This is a genomic window from Chryseobacterium sp. HNCC26DJ238, from assembly GCF_057180465.1.
The window spans coordinates 228,337-244,318 of the sequence record NZ_JBXUGI010000001.1 but is presented as its reverse complement, the minus strand read 5'-3'; the positions used below and the strand labels follow the sequence as shown (position 1 = coordinate 244,318).

Sequence of the window (15,982 nt, the reverse complement as noted above, 5' to 3'; positions counted from 1 at the left end):
AGGACCAGTCATAGAGAAAAGATTACTTCTTTTTCTTTTTTGCAGGAGCTGCAGTTTTGATTTTAGATGCACCTGTATCAGCAGGAGTATTTTCATCTCTCACTAATTTTAGCTCATCTACAATTCTTCTTGCACCTGCATATTTGTCAATCGTCCAGAGAACGAAACGGATATCTACGCTGATGGTTTTCTGCCACTGATCTTCGAAAACGATGTCACCGCTTAGTGCTTCGCTGTTGCCGTCGAATGCAATACCGATCAAGTTTCCGTCACCGTCAATTACAGGAGAACCGGAGTTTCCACCCGTAATGTCATTATTGGAAAGGAAGTTTACCGGAAGGTAACCTGCTTTATCAGCATATTGACCATAGTCTTTAGCATTCTGAAGAGCAATTACCCTTTGTGGAAGATCAAATTCTTCGTCACCTGCTTTGTACTTACCTACTAAACCTTCCATTGTTGTATAGTAATTATCAGTCACCCCGAAATAGTTTCTGTCGGTTCTGATAGGAAGCGTATCAATCTGTCCGTAAGTTAATCTCATGGTTGAGTTGGCATCCGGGTAGAATTTTTTCTCAGGCATTGCTTTCATAAGGCCGGCTAAGAAAAGACGGTTGTTTTTAGCAAAATTGTCATCGATTTTTACAAATCTTTCACCTGATGCTTTCTGGTCTTCTGCAACTCCTCTTGCTATTTTCAACAACGGATCTGCGTCCAGTTTCAAACGGTCCGGGTTCAGAACAAAGTTTGTTACGGATGTTTTGTTAGCAAAGATAGATGAGAATGCTACATTGGATAATGTGTTTGCATCTAATGCCATAATCGTAGGCGAAGCTACATCAGCTTTAACTTTCGTCTGGTAAAGGTTAACTAAAGAATTAAGCATTTCTCCTTCCAAAGCAGTATTGATATTGTCATATGCTTCTTTAATGGCTGCTTCAACTTTTGGTTTCATGGCCAGTCTTCCTGCCATATCCTGCTTTGCGTAAGCATCAAGAGCCGGAGCCAGCTGATAAGCCAAAGCAATATATTTTGCATTTCTTGTAAGAAGGGAAGCGTAATTTCTTTCAACATTTCTGTCTGAAACCTGCTTGTAATATGTTTCAAGCTGCTCTAAAACCCCGTTATACATTTCGTTTCCTGACTGAGCAGACCACTGTCTGAACTTTTGCTCGATATTTTGCTTATCACCAATCGTTCCGTTTTTTATCACAGCATCGATTGTTCCCTGCCTGTTTTTCCAGTAGTTGGCTACAGAAGCATATTGAGAAGCATAGGCCAATTGAGTGGTTTTGTCTTTATCCATATACTTCTTCATGACATCCATTGCCAGTTTGGAAGTTTCTACCCATGCCGGATAGTCTTTTGAAACCATCTGATTGATCCCGTATGAAGTAAGGTAGCGGTTTGTTCTTCCCGGGTAACCTAAGATCATTGAGAAGTCACCTGGCTTGATTCCTTTGATAGAGACAGGTAAAAAATGCTTAGGTTTTAAAGGAACATTTGTTGGCTTGAATTCTGAAGGGTTTCCTGCAGCATCAGCATACACTCTGAAAACAGTAAAGTCTCCTGTATGTCTCGGCCACTCCCAGTTGTCTGTATCACCACCGTATTTTCCGATAGCAGATGGAGGTGCACCTACCAGCCTGATATCTTTATAATCCTGATAAACGAAATAATAAAATTCATTCCCGTTGAAGAAATCTCTTACAACAACTGTGTATTTTCCGTTTTCAGAATTTTCTGACTGGATTGCTTTTGTTTCAGCATCGATTACAGCTTTTCTTTCTGCTGCAGTCATGTTGTTGTTCAGTTTAGAATTGATTCTCTGGGAAGCGTCATCCATTCTCACCAGAAATCTAACATAAAGATCTTTTGCATTGAACTCATCCTTGTCTTTCATTGCCCAGAAACCATTCTTCAGGTAGTCTTTTTCCGGAGTGGAAGCTGCTGCAACCGCACCGTAACCACAGTGGTGGTTGGTAAAGATCAATCCTTTGTCTGATACGATTTCTCCTGTACAGAATCCGCCAAAGCTTACAATCGCATCTTTAAGGCTTGAATTATTAACAGAATAAATCTCTTCAGGAGTCAAGTGCAGACCTTCTTTCTGCATATCTACGCCGTTAAGCCTTTTGATGAGCATCAACAGCCACATCCCTTCGTCTGCCCTCATTTGGACAAAACCCAACAAGAAAGTGAATAGTAAAAATATTCTTTTCATTTTTAAAATAATTTTTGTGGGGCTAATTTACTAATTTTTACGATAATCCATGAGTTATTGGTATGGAAATGGGTGGCTGAGTGGTATGAAAAACATTTTGTCATTTGTTTATAACTTCTTCATCTTATGTTTGGTTTTAAACTGCTCTGCTGTTCCAATGAATAATCTGCATTATCAAAGGGAATGGATGCTTGTTGAGTTTGATAATTTTACCAGACAACAATTGATTGAAAATAAAGCTGAAATTAATTTAACAGGTGAAAAAACAGGCAATAATAAGATAAAAGGTAATGCCTCAATGGGATGTAATAAAATTCTTTTTGTGACAGAATTTAAAAAAAACGGAAGGTTGAAAATCTCAGGTCTCGGGAGTACTGAGATGGCTTGTAAGAACAGCAGTCTTGAAGATGCTTTTTTAAGAAAATTCGATAAAATGAACCGTTATACCATTGTGGGACACCAGTTAATCCTTTCTGACAGAGATGGGAACAAAATGAAATTTATTGCTGCCGACTGGGATTAATTCCCCGGATATAAAACAATAAGTCCGCAGCAGCTACGGACTTGTTTTGTCAGACAATGATTCCAGGTTTAGTTTTTTGGGATTGTTTTCCTGATTTCCTCTAAAGTCGCGGTATTCGGTAATCCCCGAACCTTAGAATCAGATGCTGAAATCTTTTGCTTCCTTATATTTTGTCTGTTGGGAACCAATGCTAAGACTTCTTCAAAACTTGCGGTGTCTGGCAGTAGTTTTCCCGGGTCATTCTGACTCTGAGTTTTTACAGTTTGTTCTTTTTTCTCCTCCACCTGTTCGGACGCCAGCCTGTTTTGTTTTTCTTTTTTTTGACTTTTCGTTTCGCTTTCTTTTTTCATTTTCATTTCAGATTCTTTTGCTTCTTTTAAAACTTTTTCCTGATCCTGAACTTCTGTTGGTTTTTTTTCCTGTGCATAGGTAATCATGCATAAGAATAAAAAAGGAATGATGTAAAATGATTTCATGATAATTTTATTTAATATTAACTAATACTTTTATTTTTCCGGTTGAGTCCTGGTCATAATCCTGAAGCGCTTTTCCAATGACCTGTCCTGTTCTGACTTTTTTAGGATTGGCTTTCATGGCAACTCCTTGCCTGGACGAGGTTACCAGCAGATCGCCCCGTCTGATCATTCCTCCTTCCAGGCAGACTTTAGTCGGGATTACTCCGATAACACCCATAGGAACTTTACCTGAGAGATCAGCATCTGCATTTTCTTCAGTCAGTAAAACGCCTGGTTTTGTAGCGTACACTCCAGCCACCAGGGTAGAGTAGGCCTTCGCTGATTTTTCCACAGCTCTGTCGCTGGTGGTGGAAATAACGAGAATGTCACCTGCTTCGTAAGCTGAAATATTTCCTTCGACATCAAAAACTTCTGCAACATCGGCCCCGCTGTTCTGGGTTCCTCCGTTAAAGAAGCCTGTTCCGGCTTTATTTACTCTTGCAACGTTTGCTCCTGCACTCTGAAAAACGGCGATGTTCCCTGAAGCTCCTGTGTGATTAATAAAAAAACCGGTTCCTGTGCCTGCATTGGTGACCGAAAGTACAGCCTGGGAATTTGCGGTATTGAAATTTCTGAAATATCCGGCCCGTCCTGTTCCGAAGTTGGGAACCCAGCCATACACGGCACTTCCTGTTCCGTCTACAGTTGCTTCGACACCGTCTCCTGCATTTTTTGCATTGGCTGTGATTCCGTTTCCGTTCCCATTGGCCAGTGCTATTAATGCCGGACCATTACCTGCAGCATTGCTGGCATAAAACAGACCACCAAAGCCACCTGTACCTGCGGATTCACCATAAACGCCGGCAGTTCCGAAGTTGGCAAATATGGAATTTACTTTTCCTTTCACAGCCGGTGAAGTACCATTGGCATTGTCTGTGAAAAAGTCTCCGGCAATTCCGTTTCCTACGGTGGTCGCACTTAAAGCTGTTGATGTATTCGATGTGTTAAAGTTCTTAAATTCGGCAGCTTTACCGCTGCTGAAAGTAGGAATCCAGCCATAGATGGCTCGTCCGGAACCGTCAACGTTAGCTTCAATAGCATCCCCGTCTTTGCCTGCGTTAGCCACAATAGCGTCTCCGTTACCATCAGTCAGTGCCACTAAAGCCCTTCCGTTTCCATTGATGTTTGAAGAATAAAATAATCCACCGAACCCACCGGTGCCAGAGGCGACCCCAAAAATCCCAGCGGCTCCGAAATTTCTGAAGATGGTCTTGGTTTCCCCCCGAACTGCAGCACTTACGCTGCTGGTATTGCTTGAGAGAAAAGAGGCAACATTTCCTAAGGTATTGTCAGGAATATTTCCAGTACTGTTTGATTCAACTTCAAAAGTGTTTCTGTCATTTGCAGCATTGGTGTTTTCAAACCGGCCAGCCCGCCCTGTGCCTGAATTGAGGCCTGCCTGTCCGAAAACGCCGACACTTGTTCCTGAAGTATTTCCGGAAACAAAACCTCTGACTCCATATCCTGCACCATTATTTCTTCCAACTACAGCACCCGCAATTCCACTGTTGGTAATGCCGACAACAGCTTCTCCATTTCCCGTATTTTCACCATATATTCCTGCAGAAGTCTGCTGGGATGTATTTCCCTGTATCGCAAAACCGGATCCTGTAAAACTCTTTACACCGGCACCCGACCCCGAAGTGGTCACATCAATGACAGTGCCGTTTCCTAAGGTGTTCGCAGCGAGAACATTACTGTTATTTGCATTATTGGATATTGAAATGTTAGCAGCGGTACCATTTGTACTGGTTGCGTTCAATCCGGTTCCTGAAGTGCTGTTGGCATATACTCCGTATCCTGATCCGGAAGAATTACCATACACTCCCAGGCCGTTAGGGGTTACGCCGTATACTCCCCATCCGCTTCCTGCCTGCGAACCCCAGACTCCGATTCCTAAACCTCCCGTCCCATTGTTAATTCCACGGACACCGGAAGAAAAACCCCCGGGAGCTGTATTCGTCACAACGCCTTTTGCGGCAGTGATGCTTGATGTGGTCGCATTGTTGATTCCTTCCAGCGATGTTCCGTCTCCGTCGTTGGTAATGGAAAATAAATTGGATGTCTGGTTTGCTGTCGCAGTGTAAGGTATTGTAAAGCCTCCCCCGGAGTTTCCTGATGTTTTTGCATACATCGCATAAGGAACACTTAATAACTGACTTGTTCCGGAAATGGTATAACTTGTTCCTCCTGATGGATCGGTTTCGGTCTTTAAATAATAATTTCCGGAAGCCCAGTTAATGGCTGAAAAAGTTCCTGAAAGTACAGTTCCTGTTCCGATTTCCATACTGATGAGTCCATTGATATTGGTGGTTCCGGTTAATCTTTCAGAATAAACAGCTGTTCCTGCCGGGGAGCCCTGCAGTATGCTGACTTTAACGCCTATATTCTGATTGGCAAGCAACTGGCCTGATACATTTCTCATCACAGCCTGATAGCTCATCTTTTCCGGAGCCTGGGCATCAATTAAATGTAGACCCAGCATCATGCCTGCGGTTAGTAAAATTTTTTTCATTGGAATTATTTTTTAATGATTTTAAAAGTTTTAATATTTTTTCCGTTCTGATTAATTCTGATGATATACATCGCCGAAGGAAGGGCTGAAAAATTCAATTCTGATTTTGATTCTTTTACAGGTGCTGTCTGGACAAGTTTTCCAGAAGAATCATACAGTTGGTATTCCGAATTTCGATAATCATTTGCAGCAAAATCCAGAAATACAAAATCTTTGAAAGGGTTCGGATACAAAACAATTTCTTTTTTGCCTGAATCTTCAGTCTCTGCTGTAGATAAGGTTGTGATTTCATATGCTTGCTGTACACCTTCTAAAATTTGATTGTTTCCTTTAGCGATATAGTCAGTCTGCCCAATACTGTAGGAGACAGAGCCGCTGCTTCCTGTCAGGTCTGATCCTGCAGTGAGAACTGTCTTTTGCGCATTGACTGGAAATGCAGTGCAGACATTCAGAAATAAAACGTAGATAAAAGTTCTTTTCATGATAAACATAAATTTGGGTTATTGAAGGATTTGAGGTTGTTTCCTGTTATTGAGGGTTTTGTGATGTAAAGGTAACAGGAAGCGATAGCTGGAAACCAGAGGAAAAGAACTGGAATTAAAAAGGGGAAATCACTGGATCTGACGACTTGATTTGCATTTATAAATTAAAAATGTTATCTTGTAAATCTTATAAGTTATACAGAATTTAATGTTAGAAAAGAAACAACACAGTTACGAAAAGGCAGTTTTGGTGGGCGTTGTTACCCAGAATCAGGATGCTGATAAGTTACAGGAATATATGGACGAGTTAGAGTTTTTAGCTTTAACGGCAGGTGCTACCATAGACAGGCGCTTTACTCAGAATTTAACTCAACCGGATCCGAAAACTTTTGTAGGCAGCGGAAAAGCACAGGAAATTAAAGAATATGTAAAAGAAAATGAGATAGGAACTATTATTTTTGATGATGAGTTATCTCCTTCTCAGCTTAAGAATCTTGAAAAAGAAATAGAAGTGAAAATTCTGGACAGAACCAATCTTATCCTTGATATTTTTGCCCAAAGAGCCCAGACTTCGTATGCAAGAACTCAGGTAGAGTTGGCGCAGTACCAATACTTACTTCCCCGATTAACAAGAATGTGGACCCACCTGGAAAGACAGAAAGGGGGAATCGGGATGCGTGGTCCCGGTGAAACGGAAATTGAAACCGACAGAAGGATTATCCGTGACAGAATATCTCTGTTGAAAGATAAGCTGAAAGTGATTGACAAACAAATGGCTACTCAGCGAAATAACCGTGGAAAGGTGGTACGTGCAGCTTTGGTAGGATATACCAACGTAGGGAAATCTACATTGATGAATGCAATATCTAAATCTGATGTTTTTGCTGAAAATAAACTTTTCGCAACGCTTGATACAACCGTAAGAAAAGTAGTGATCGGTAATCTGCCCTTCCTCCTGACGGATACGGTGGGCTTTATCAGGAAATTGCCGACTCAGTTGGTAGAATCTTTTAAATCTACTCTGGATGAAGTGCGCGAAGCAGATCTTTTGATTCATGTGGTTGATATTTCACACGAAAGTTTTGAGGATCATATCGAATCTGTCAATCAGATTCTGATGGAAATCAATGCCCATCAGAAACCAATGATCATGGTTTTCAACAAAATCGATGATTTCAGCTATGAGAAAAAAGACGAAGACGATCTTACTCCGGGCTCCAGCAAGAATGTTTCCCTGGAGGAATGGAAAAGAACATGGATGGCAAAATCCAAGCATCCTGCAGTATTTATTTCCGCTTTAACGAAAGAAAATTTCCCGGAAATGAAAAGACTGATTTATGATGAGGTGATGAAAATCCATATTTCAAGATTCCCTTACAATGATTTTCTTTTCGAATATTTTGATAACGACGAGGATCAGGCAACTGAAAAAGAAGATTAATGAGATACGGAATCATATTCTTTCTCATTATTCTCCCGTTTTTTGCGTTGGGCCAGAAAACAAAACCCGATATAAAAAATATCGGGAAGAATCTCAGCAACCCAGATTCTGCATACAATTACGAAAAACTTATATTTAAATATAAAGGTCTTCCAAAGTCATTGGACAGTATAGAAGCAAAGCATTTGTATTACGGCAGAAATTTCAGAAAAGATAGAGTTTCTCAGGCAGGGGAAGAATTCAAAAGTTTAGCAGAAGCTTTTAAAAATAATGATTTTCCGGAATGTATAAGACTTGGAAAAATCCTCTATGCTAAAGATCCTACCAATCTTGATATTATCCTTATTTTACTCCGTGCCTATGATCAGATGAAAGATATAGGGAATTTCACGCATCACTTAGCGCAGTTGAGGCTTCTTACAGAGGCAATCAAAAATTCAGGAGACGGAAAGTCAGAGAAAACTGCTTATCAGGTTAACAGCGTTGGGGATGAATATATTTTTCTCAACGTAATGAATATTGGGCAGGATTATAACAGGGTTTCCAAACCTCTGAAAGACGGTGTTATTGACTCCTGGAAAAAGGAGGATATCACTATTTATATCAAAGTACTTTATTTAGACTTAATTTTTTAAAAAACACATTCATTGGAATTATATTATTCATTTTCAGCGCTCATCGTATTGGCATCTATTTTTGCCTATATTAATTACAGGTTTTTAAAACTTCCCAGCACTATCGGAATCATGGTTATTGCTATTGTCGTATCTATTATTCTGGTTTTGTTCGGAGAGAATTTTCTTCCCAAGACATTCAGCCACCTGAATGATCTTATGAACAGCATTGATTTTACTGAAGTTTTAATGGGAGCAATGCTGAATTTTCTTCTCTTCGCAGGAGGGATTCATATTAATATTAATGATCTTAAGGAACAATTCCGCCCGGTTCTCATATTTTCTACGGCCGGTGTGATTATTTCAACTTTTATCGTAGGTTTCGGAATGTTCTATCTGTTACCACTGGTTGGGCTACATATTCCTTTTATCTACTGTCTTGTTTTTGGAGCACTGATTTCTCCTACAGATCCTGTTGCGGTTCTGAGTGTTTTAAAACAGGCTAACATTTCAAAATCACTAGAAACAAAAATTGCCGGAGAATCTTTATTTAATGATGGTATGGCGGTTGTGGTTTTTACGGTAGTATTACAGCTTGCGATAGGCAGCGAAGTTGATTTGGGTGTAGAGAATATTACAATTCTATTGATGAAAGAAGCCGGTGGAGGATTGCTTTTGGGAGTTCTTTTAGGCTGGGTGACTTCGAGATTAATGAGAGAAGTGGATGATTATATTATTTCAGTCCTTGTGACGCTTGCTGTAGTAATGGGAGGGTATCTGGTAGCAAGACAGATGCATGTTTCCGGACCATTGACAATGGTTGCAGCAGGATTGTTTATGGGTAATTTTAATGTTAAATTTAAAATGAAATCCGTCACTCAGGACTACCTGATCAAATTCTGGGAATTGATTGACGAAATCCTTAATGCTGTCTTATTCCTTTTTATCGGCTTTGAATTATTGATGATTAAAGATCTGAATCATTATGTAATTCCCGGTCTTCTGGCCATTGTAGTTGTTTTGGTTGCACGGTTTATTTCTATTTGGGGACCAACGAAATTTATGTCCTTCAGAACAAGATTCAGTCCGCAGACAATCAAAGTTTTATTTTGGGGTGGAATTCGTGGAGGGGTTTCTATTGCATTGGCGATGTCAATACCAAAAAATGAGTACAGCAACGCTATTTTAAGTATTACTTATTGTGTAGTTGTATTTTCCATTATCGTTCAGGGACTTACCATAGCAAAAGTAGCCAATCCTAAGAAGATTGCAGATGAAGAAAAAGAATTGGAGAATATAGCTTTAGATGAAACTCACTAATGGTTTGTCTATCAATGAGAACGGTTGTTAAAGATATACGGGAATCATTGGCTGTTTTATCCATTCCGGAAAAAGCCGCTTTTTTTCCAAGATTTTTCAAAACCGGAAAGGGAGAATATGGTGAAGGCGACCAATTTATTGGAGTAATCGTTCCTGAACAAAGAAAAGTTGCAAAAGAATATTTCTCAAAAATATCTCTAAAAGAACTGAGCGAATTGCTTTCTTCACCAATCCACGAGCATAGATTGACTGCTTTGTTTATGCTCATTTCAAAATTTGAAAAAACAAAAGAGCAAAATGTAAAAGATGAGATCGTAGAGTTTTATCTAAATCATCTTCAATTCGTCAATAATTGGGATTTGGTTGATACGAGCTGTTACAAGATTTTAGGTCGATATGCTTTTGAAAATCAGAAAGAAAACCTGTTGAAAAAGCTTGCGGATTCTGATGAGATGTGGCACAAAAGAATTGCTGTTGTCGGAACAATGTACTACATAAAAAAGGGTTCATTTGAACTCACAAAACAATTTGTTACACAAAATTTATTTCATCCGCATGACCTGATGCATAAAGCAAATGGCTGGCTTCTAAGAGAAATGGGAAATAAAAACGAAACTGAGCTCATCAGATATCTCAATCAGCATTACCGGCATATGCCAAGAACATGCCTTCGTTACGCTATCGAGAAATTAGATGAAGAGTTGCGGCAAGATTATCTCAAGGGCAGGGTTTAATCAATGAATTCTCTACGTTGTGTGATAATGAAGTTAAATTTCATTAAATTTGTTTTCTAAACCAAAATCATGAAAATTTTCTTCAGGTGCCTTTTGGTACTGCTTCCATTATTATTTCTGACAAGTTGTTTTGATATTTTAGATAAAGTATACATCAGGGCTGACGGCAGTGGCGAATATTCACTTATTCTCAATGCAAGTAAAAGTAAAACCCGATTAGCTTCCCTGTCGAAGATGGAAACGGTAAACGGTAAAAAGATTCCCAAAAAAAATGAAGTAGAAGCTAAGATTAATGAGGCTGCAAAAATTTTCAGAGGCATTTCAGGAATTTCCAATGTAAAAACATCTGCCGATTTTGATAATTACATCATTAAACTCAGTTGCAGCTTCAAAAAAATAGAAAATATTAATAAGGGGATTGAACAGTTAAAAAGCAAAAATATTTTAGGCAAAACGATTCCTGCCAATATTTACAATCAGGATCTGCAGAAGAAAAGCTTTACAAGAAATAAGATCAATACCTTCAGAATTGACTATGAAAAACTCAGTGCAGCAGACAAAGAAGTTTTTACGAATGCTAAATATGTTTCTGTTCTACAGTTTGAAAACACAGTAAGATCCAAATCTAATAATTCCTACCAGCTTTCGCCAAATAAGAAAGCCATGAAACTTGAAGGCAGTATCCTGGATTTTATTCTTCAGAAAAAGCAGATACAAAACACCGTCTTATTTCAATAATCACCAAATCAACTATGAAATCAATTATACTTAAGACACAAACCCTTGCATTTTTGTTCATCGGGTTTGTCGCTGTTTTCTCACAGAACAGCATGAGAATTGCACAGAATACTGCATTCTACATGGAAATTAATGGTAAGGAGCTTAACAAGAAAATTATTTGGGAAAAATTCAACCCATTTTTGCAGGAACTTAACAGAAGTAAGGAAAAAGACAAAAAACCTTCATGGAATGATTATTCTTCAACGGGGATAAAGTATGATGCAAAGCAGTATCATTACGGAACATTTAATGACTCTCTGCAAACGTATAATGCTCATTTCATTATAGACAATAAAGAAAAATTTCAGGAATTTATTAATTCAACCAAAAGAAAAGGACTTGAAATTTCCAGAAAAAAAAACTACTCTTATATTGATATTGATGACAATACTTTTGTTGCCTGGAACGAAAGCCATGCCTATCTTACGATAATTAATTACAGTAAGCCTTTAAAAGATGATATCTGGACAGATGATGTAGTGACCGACAGTACAGTTATAGAAACTGACAGTGTCTGGACGGGTGATGAGAAGGAAGAAAAACCATTCGATTATAACGAGGAAATTAAATATTTAAAAGATGAGATCAAATACATAAAGGATAACATCAAATCGAATAATGCAGAGATTGTCAAATATCAAAAGGACATAAAATATCTGGAAAAGCATCACCGATATCCGGAAGAAAAAAAAGAAACTGTTAATGGTGCAGATTCGATCTATTCTGAAAAAAAAGAAGAAGTAATGCCGCCGCCTGTTTCTCAGGATGACTATTACAGTGAAGAAAATAGATATGGAGAAGATTCTTTATATCAGAAACAAATGGATTCTATCCATATCGAGAATTTTAAAAACAACAGAAAGTTTGCAGAAAATAACTTTGATCAGTATTTTAGTTCAAATTTTGAGATAGAAGTTCCCGGAGAGATGTTGACCTTCAGAGATCAGGGTTCTGATGTATATGTTTTTACAGACTATGGGAAAATATTAAACGAAGGAGTTTACGGTAAAATGTTCAGGCACCTGGATTATACAAGGTATCTAAGCCGTATGTATAATTTAAATTCGACCTATAATCTTTATTTCGATAAAGATAAAGTAAGACTGGTGAATAATCATCAGCATAAAAATCCTGAAATGCAGAAGCATATTTCTGATGTTTATAAAGGAAAGAAAAATAAAAAACTGACCGCTTTAATCAATGATCAAAGTATCGGATATTATGCAATGAATCTTAACAGTTACAGGTGTTTTGATATGATGTACAGCTTTTTTGAAGATGCAGGCGAACAAGAGTATCAGAAAGAACTGCAGCTGATGATGGAGACCGTTAAAATTGTGTTGGATGAAGAAGCAATTTCTAAAATTGCGCCGGGAAACGCAATATTTGTTTTGAATACACTGAAATCTAAGAAAGTGGAATATACTGACTATGATTATGACGATGATTATAATGAAAAAGAGATTAAAAAAACAAAAGAGGTGATGGTTCCTGATTTTACATTTGCTTTTGCAACAGAAAATGAAAAATATTGGAAACGTATTTTTGATGTATTGACCACAAATAAAAATTTTGTAAAAAAGTTCAGTAAAAGCGGTGATGTATATTCTTTTAAAGAAGGGAAAGGGAATGGATATGTTGATCAGTTATTTTTCACTGTAAAAGACGGACTGGTTTATTTGACCACTTCTACAGAAAATCTGAAAGTACAAAGCCAATCCTCAGCTTCTTCCAAATGGATGAAAGATGCTGCAAAATATCCTATTTCCGGAAAATTTGACATTCAAAAACTGCTTTCCGGGTTAGAAAAAGAATTGAATACCCCTTCTGAAAGAAAAACATTGAATCTGATTAGAAAAAATGCTGGGGATGTGTATTTTAAAACTGAAGTTAAAGGCGCGAGTATTCAGACTGAAATAAATTACACAATTAAAAATTCTTCGGATAACAGCCTGATGTATTTTTTTGATGTCTTCGATGAAATCGTCAAAAGTATGGAGGCCGATAAAAAGCCGCTGTCATTATAAATAGTTAATGGTCATTTCTTTGATTTGTAGTCAGACAATCTATACGGTAAATTTTAATTTTGAAGCATCGTAATGAAGAAAAGATATATTGTTTTAATTAGTGCTGTTGTGCTTCTGGCGGTAGTTTCTTTTTTCCTTTTCTATAAAGATAAACACTTGCGGTATATTCCTGCAAACGCAGATGTTATCGCATTGATTGATATGAAAAAGTTAAAGAGGAAGTATGTTGAAGGTTTACTGGAATATCCCTCTGAATGGTTTGCTGAAAAGAAAAAAGGTCAGGAGAAGATTGATTTTAGTGAGTCAGGGATAAAAGTACCCGATTATTTTCAGATTTTTCATTTAAGAAATAGCCCTATTTCTGAATGGTATACTATAGTAGAAATACAGGATAAAGAAGAGTTTTACAAATTCTTAATGAGACAAAAATTTATAAAGTACGAAAAAGATAAATTTAAGAATGCTTATTTTTCTGTTAAAATAGAGGATGAAAAATGTATTTTCGGTACATCCGGTAAAAATTTCGGTCGTATCAACAGTTTATTGCATGATCAAGCCGGAAATAAATTTTTAAATGCTGATTCTTATATCAGTGATGGTATTGGAAGCATTTCATTAATTTCAGAACAGCATACAAAGAATTTTTCCATTGATCTGAACCATGATAACGTAGAAATAAAAAATAATCCAAAGTCAGAATTTTCTATACCATTGATTACTGAACTAAATAGTAAAGCTCAGTTTTTAGAAGCTGAGCTGGATACTGAAAATATTGAAAAATTTATTCAGTTGTATGGTGGTGATTTTAAACAGGGACTGAGCATTCAGTCTGTGAAAATGTCGGCTGATCTTAAGGAAGTAAAAGATACCATCATCAGTTATGGTTATGATGAAAATTTCAATGAAATCGAAAAAGTAACTTATCAGAAGATTATTCAGCCTGATTACAGTATTAGATTCAGAACTGCTGATTCACAAAAAACCTGGAACTATTTCTTAAGTAAGAATTGGATTAATGCTAAAAATCAATTCACACGAATTCCTTTTCAGCCCAATATAATTACTAAGGGTAAAAATGAGATTTTGATAACATCTGTCGGAAAAGTTAAGGCTCCGGATGAAACAGGAAAATATAATTATATTTTCGTCAAAAACAATCCACTTTTGAGTGCCTCCCTGAAAAATTTTGTGAGTCAGGATCATAAATATTTGAGGGAAATTGAATATATTTTTTATGGTAACCTCAATCGTGATTATTATATTCAGATTAAATTCAAAAAACAAAAGCTTCCTTTAATTCTAAGATAGAACTATGGATACATCAGATATTGCCTTATTAAAAACATTGACCCATTATTTTCTTCACCTGGTATTTCCTGTGTTTATTGCGCTTATCTTTTACAGGAAAAACTGGAAGAAAGTTTATCTCATTCTTCTAGCAACGATGCTAGTAGATCTTGATCATCTTTTTGCAGATCCTGTATTTGATCCTGACAGAATGAGTGTAGGTTTTCATTTTTTACATTCTTACTATGCTATTGCGGTGTATTTTTTGCTTTTGTTCTTTAGAGGGAATTTTAGGGTAATCGGCATCGGTCTTCTGTTTCATATGCTGACTGATTTTCAGGACTATGTACTTTGGAACCATTAAATTATTATTAATATTTTCTTTCAGGATTGCTACTTGAATAGATTTTTTGTATTTTAGAGACACTTATGAAGCTTAAAGAATTTTTACACTACACGTATGTTTTTCCCGTCCTGGCAGTAATTTATTACTTCACGGGACTGATGGGAACCGGCACATTTTCAGATATTGTTGCGGGTATTTTATTAACAGGCAGTGTTTTGTCTGCAGTACATCATGCAGAAGTTGTAGCACACAAAGTAGGTGAGCCTTACGGAACTATTATTCTTGCGCTATGTATTACTATTATCGAGGTTGCATTGATTGTTTCTCTGATGGTTGCAGGTGGTGACCAAGCCATTACACTCGCTAGAGATACTGTTTTTGCTGCCGTAATGATCATTCTGAATGGTATTATAGGTATTTGTGTATTGGTTGGAGGAGTAAAATACTTCGAACAGTATTTTGCCAGAACCTCAGCAACCACCTATCTGGTAAGCATTGTTTCAATTCTTGTTATTACTTTGGTTCTTCCTAATTTTACATCCAGCATTAACGGACCTTATTATAATAATGCACAATTGGTCTTTGTATCCATTGCCTGTCTCGTTATTTACGGAGTCTTTTTAATGGTGCAGACGGTACGTCACAGGAGTTACTTTGTTCCTGAAGACGGAACGGCTGAAGAATATTATATTCCCAATAGAATGCAGGCTATTATAAGCTTTGTTTTTCTGGTTGTTTGCCTTGTTATTGTTGTACTTCTTGCGAAAGGTCTTTCCGGAACAATTGAAGATATGGTACAGAGTATGGGTGCTCCAAAGTCTTTAGTTGGGGTTATCATTGCGGCAGTAGTATTGCTTCCTGAAGGTGTGGCAGCAATTCGGGCAGCAAGGAATAACCAGATACAGTCGAGCTTAAACCTGGCTTTAGGATCAGCATTGGCGAGTATCGGTCTGAGTATTCCTGCAATATCGGCAGTAAGTATCATGTATGATATTCCCTTGGTTTTAGGATTAGATAAGAAAGATATTATCCTGTTGACATTATCGGTTTTCATCGTTATGCTGTCATTAAGCCGTGGTAAAACAAATGTTCTGTATGGAACCGTTTTGCTGGTCAATTTAGCTGCCTATATATTCACTGTGATCGTACCTTAACTAAAATTCAATTGAGCTGG

The 15,982-nt window shown here is 37.5% G+C and carries 14 protein-coding genes; 10 read left to right on the top strand and 4 right to left on the bottom strand.

The window, feature by feature from the left end:
• Positions 1–22: 22 nt before the first annotated feature.
• Positions 23–2,224 carry a S46 family peptidase gene (locus AC2A07_RS01090; RefSeq protein ID WP_484048824.1) on the bottom strand — a complete coding sequence of 734 codons (2,202 nt, stop codon included), beginning with the start codon at positions 2,222–2,224 and terminating at the stop codon, positions 23–25.
• Positions 2,225–2,381: 157 nt separating this feature from the next.
• Between AC2A07_RS01090 and AC2A07_RS01085 the strand changes: the two genes are divergently transcribed.
• Positions 2,382–2,747: an META domain-containing protein gene (locus tag AC2A07_RS01085; protein ID WP_484048823.1), complete on the top strand. Its 366-nt coding sequence runs from the start codon at positions 2,382–2,384 to the stop codon at positions 2,745–2,747.
• 68 nt (positions 2,748–2,815) lie between these two features.
• Here AC2A07_RS01085 and AC2A07_RS01080 read toward each other — a convergent pair whose 3' ends face one another.
• From AC2A07_RS01080 to AC2A07_RS01070, 3 genes are read right to left on the bottom strand one after another with little or no spacing between them, the layout of a single operon-like run.
• On the bottom strand, positions 2,816–3,223 hold the full coding sequence (locus AC2A07_RS01080; protein ID WP_484048822.1) for a hypothetical protein: 408 nt from the start codon (positions 3,221–3,223) through the stop codon (positions 2,816–2,818).
• Positions 3,224–3,230: 7 nt separating this feature from the next.
• Positions 3,231–5,777, bottom strand: a complete 2,547-nt coding sequence (locus tag AC2A07_RS01075; RefSeq protein WP_484048821.1) for a beta strand repeat-containing protein — start codon at positions 5,775–5,777, stop codon at positions 3,231–3,233.
• Between the two features lie 5 nt (positions 5,778–5,782).
• A complete protein-coding gene (locus AC2A07_RS01070; protein ID WP_484048820.1) occupies positions 5,783–6,259 on the bottom strand; it encodes a T9SS type A sorting domain-containing protein in 477 nt (158 codons plus the stop codon).
• Positions 6,260–6,467: 208 nt separating this feature from the next.
• Between AC2A07_RS01070 and hflX the strand changes: the two genes are divergently transcribed.
• The 9 genes from hflX (at position 6,468) to AC2A07_RS01025 (ending at position 15,962) form a co-directional block, all read left to right on the top strand.
• Positions 6,468–7,700, top strand: a complete 1,233-nt coding sequence (gene hflX / locus AC2A07_RS01065) for a GTPase HflX (protein WP_314493303.1) — start codon at positions 6,468–6,470, stop codon at positions 7,698–7,700.
• Positions 7,700–8,335, top strand: coding sequence for a DUF4919 domain-containing protein (locus tag AC2A07_RS01060; protein ID WP_484048819.1), 636 nt, complete (start codon positions 7,700–7,702; stop codon positions 8,333–8,335). Before hflX ends, AC2A07_RS01060 begins: the two co-directional genes overlap by 1 nt.
• A 12-nt stretch (positions 8,336–8,347) precedes the next feature.
• Positions 8,348–9,634 (top strand): cation:proton antiporter, encoded by a 1,287-nt coding sequence (locus AC2A07_RS01055; RefSeq protein WP_484048818.1) that lies wholly within the window; start codon positions 8,348–8,350, stop codon positions 9,632–9,634.
• A 14-nt stretch (positions 9,635–9,648) separates the two neighbouring features.
• Positions 9,649–10,368 (top strand): DNA alkylation repair protein, encoded by a 720-nt coding sequence (locus tag AC2A07_RS01050; protein WP_484048817.1) that lies wholly within the window; start codon positions 9,649–9,651, stop codon positions 10,366–10,368.
• A 69-nt stretch (positions 10,369–10,437) separates the two neighbouring features.
• The gene (locus tag AC2A07_RS01045) at positions 10,438–11,106 is read left to right on the top strand and encodes a hypothetical protein (protein WP_484048816.1); all 669 of its coding nucleotides are present in this window, start codon (positions 10,438–10,440) and stop codon (positions 11,104–11,106) included.
• 14 nt (positions 11,107–11,120) lie between these two features.
• Complete coding sequence (locus AC2A07_RS01040) at positions 11,121–13,175, top strand: hypothetical protein (protein ID WP_484048815.1); 2,055 nt, start codon at positions 11,121–11,123, stop codon at positions 13,173–13,175.
• 72 nt (positions 13,176–13,247) lie between these two features.
• Positions 13,248–14,483, top strand: a complete 1,236-nt coding sequence (locus tag AC2A07_RS01035) for a hypothetical protein (protein WP_484048814.1) — start codon at positions 13,248–13,250, stop codon at positions 14,481–14,483.
• 4 nt (positions 14,484–14,487) lie between these two features.
• Entirely contained in the window at positions 14,488–14,826 is a 339-nt protein-coding gene (locus tag AC2A07_RS01030) for a DUF6122 family protein (protein WP_484048813.1), read from the top strand.
• 65 nt (positions 14,827–14,891) lie between these two features.
• Positions 14,892–15,962, top strand: a complete 1,071-nt coding sequence (locus AC2A07_RS01025) for a calcium:cation antiporter (protein WP_484048812.1) — start codon at positions 14,892–14,894, stop codon at positions 15,960–15,962.
• The last annotated feature ends 20 nt before the right edge of the window (positions 15,963–15,982 follow it).

Bases quoted from the DNA above. Each gene is read 5' to 3' on its own strand.
- AC2A07_RS01090 (WP_484048824.1), bottom strand. From the start codon at position 2,224: ATGAAAAGAATATTTTTACTATTCACTTTCTTGTTGGGTTTTGTCCAA.
- AC2A07_RS01085 (WP_484048823.1), top strand. From the start codon at position 2,382: ATGAATAATCTGCATTATCAAAGGGAATGGATGCTTGTTGAGTTTGAT.
- AC2A07_RS01080 (WP_484048822.1), bottom strand. From the start codon at position 3,223: ATGAAATCATTTTACATCATTCCTTTTTTATTCTTATGCATGATTACC.
- AC2A07_RS01075 (WP_484048821.1), bottom strand. From the start codon at position 5,777: ATGAAAAAAATTTTACTAACCGCAGGCATGATGCTGGGTCTACATTTA.
- AC2A07_RS01070 (WP_484048820.1), bottom strand. From the start codon at position 6,259: ATGAAAAGAACTTTTATCTACGTTTTATTTCTGAATGTCTGCACTGCA.
- hflX (WP_314493303.1), top strand. From the start codon at position 6,468: ATGTTAGAAAAGAAACAACACAGTTACGAAAAGGCAGTTTTGGTGGGC.
- AC2A07_RS01060 (WP_484048819.1), top strand. From the start codon at position 7,700: ATGAGATACGGAATCATATTCTTTCTCATTATTCTCCCGTTTTTTGCG.
- AC2A07_RS01050 (WP_484048817.1), top strand. From the start codon at position 9,649: ATGAGAACGGTTGTTAAAGATATACGGGAATCATTGGCTGTTTTATCC.
- AC2A07_RS01045 (WP_484048816.1), top strand. From the start codon at position 10,438: ATGAAAATTTTCTTCAGGTGCCTTTTGGTACTGCTTCCATTATTATTT.
- AC2A07_RS01040 (WP_484048815.1), top strand. From the start codon at position 11,121: ATGAAATCAATTATACTTAAGACACAAACCCTTGCATTTTTGTTCATC.
- AC2A07_RS01035 (WP_484048814.1), top strand. From the start codon at position 13,248: ATGAAGAAAAGATATATTGTTTTAATTAGTGCTGTTGTGCTTCTGGCG.
- AC2A07_RS01030 (WP_484048813.1), top strand. From the start codon at position 14,488: ATGGATACATCAGATATTGCCTTATTAAAAACATTGACCCATTATTTT.
- AC2A07_RS01025 (WP_484048812.1), top strand. From the start codon at position 14,892: ATGAAGCTTAAAGAATTTTTACACTACACGTATGTTTTTCCCGTCCTG.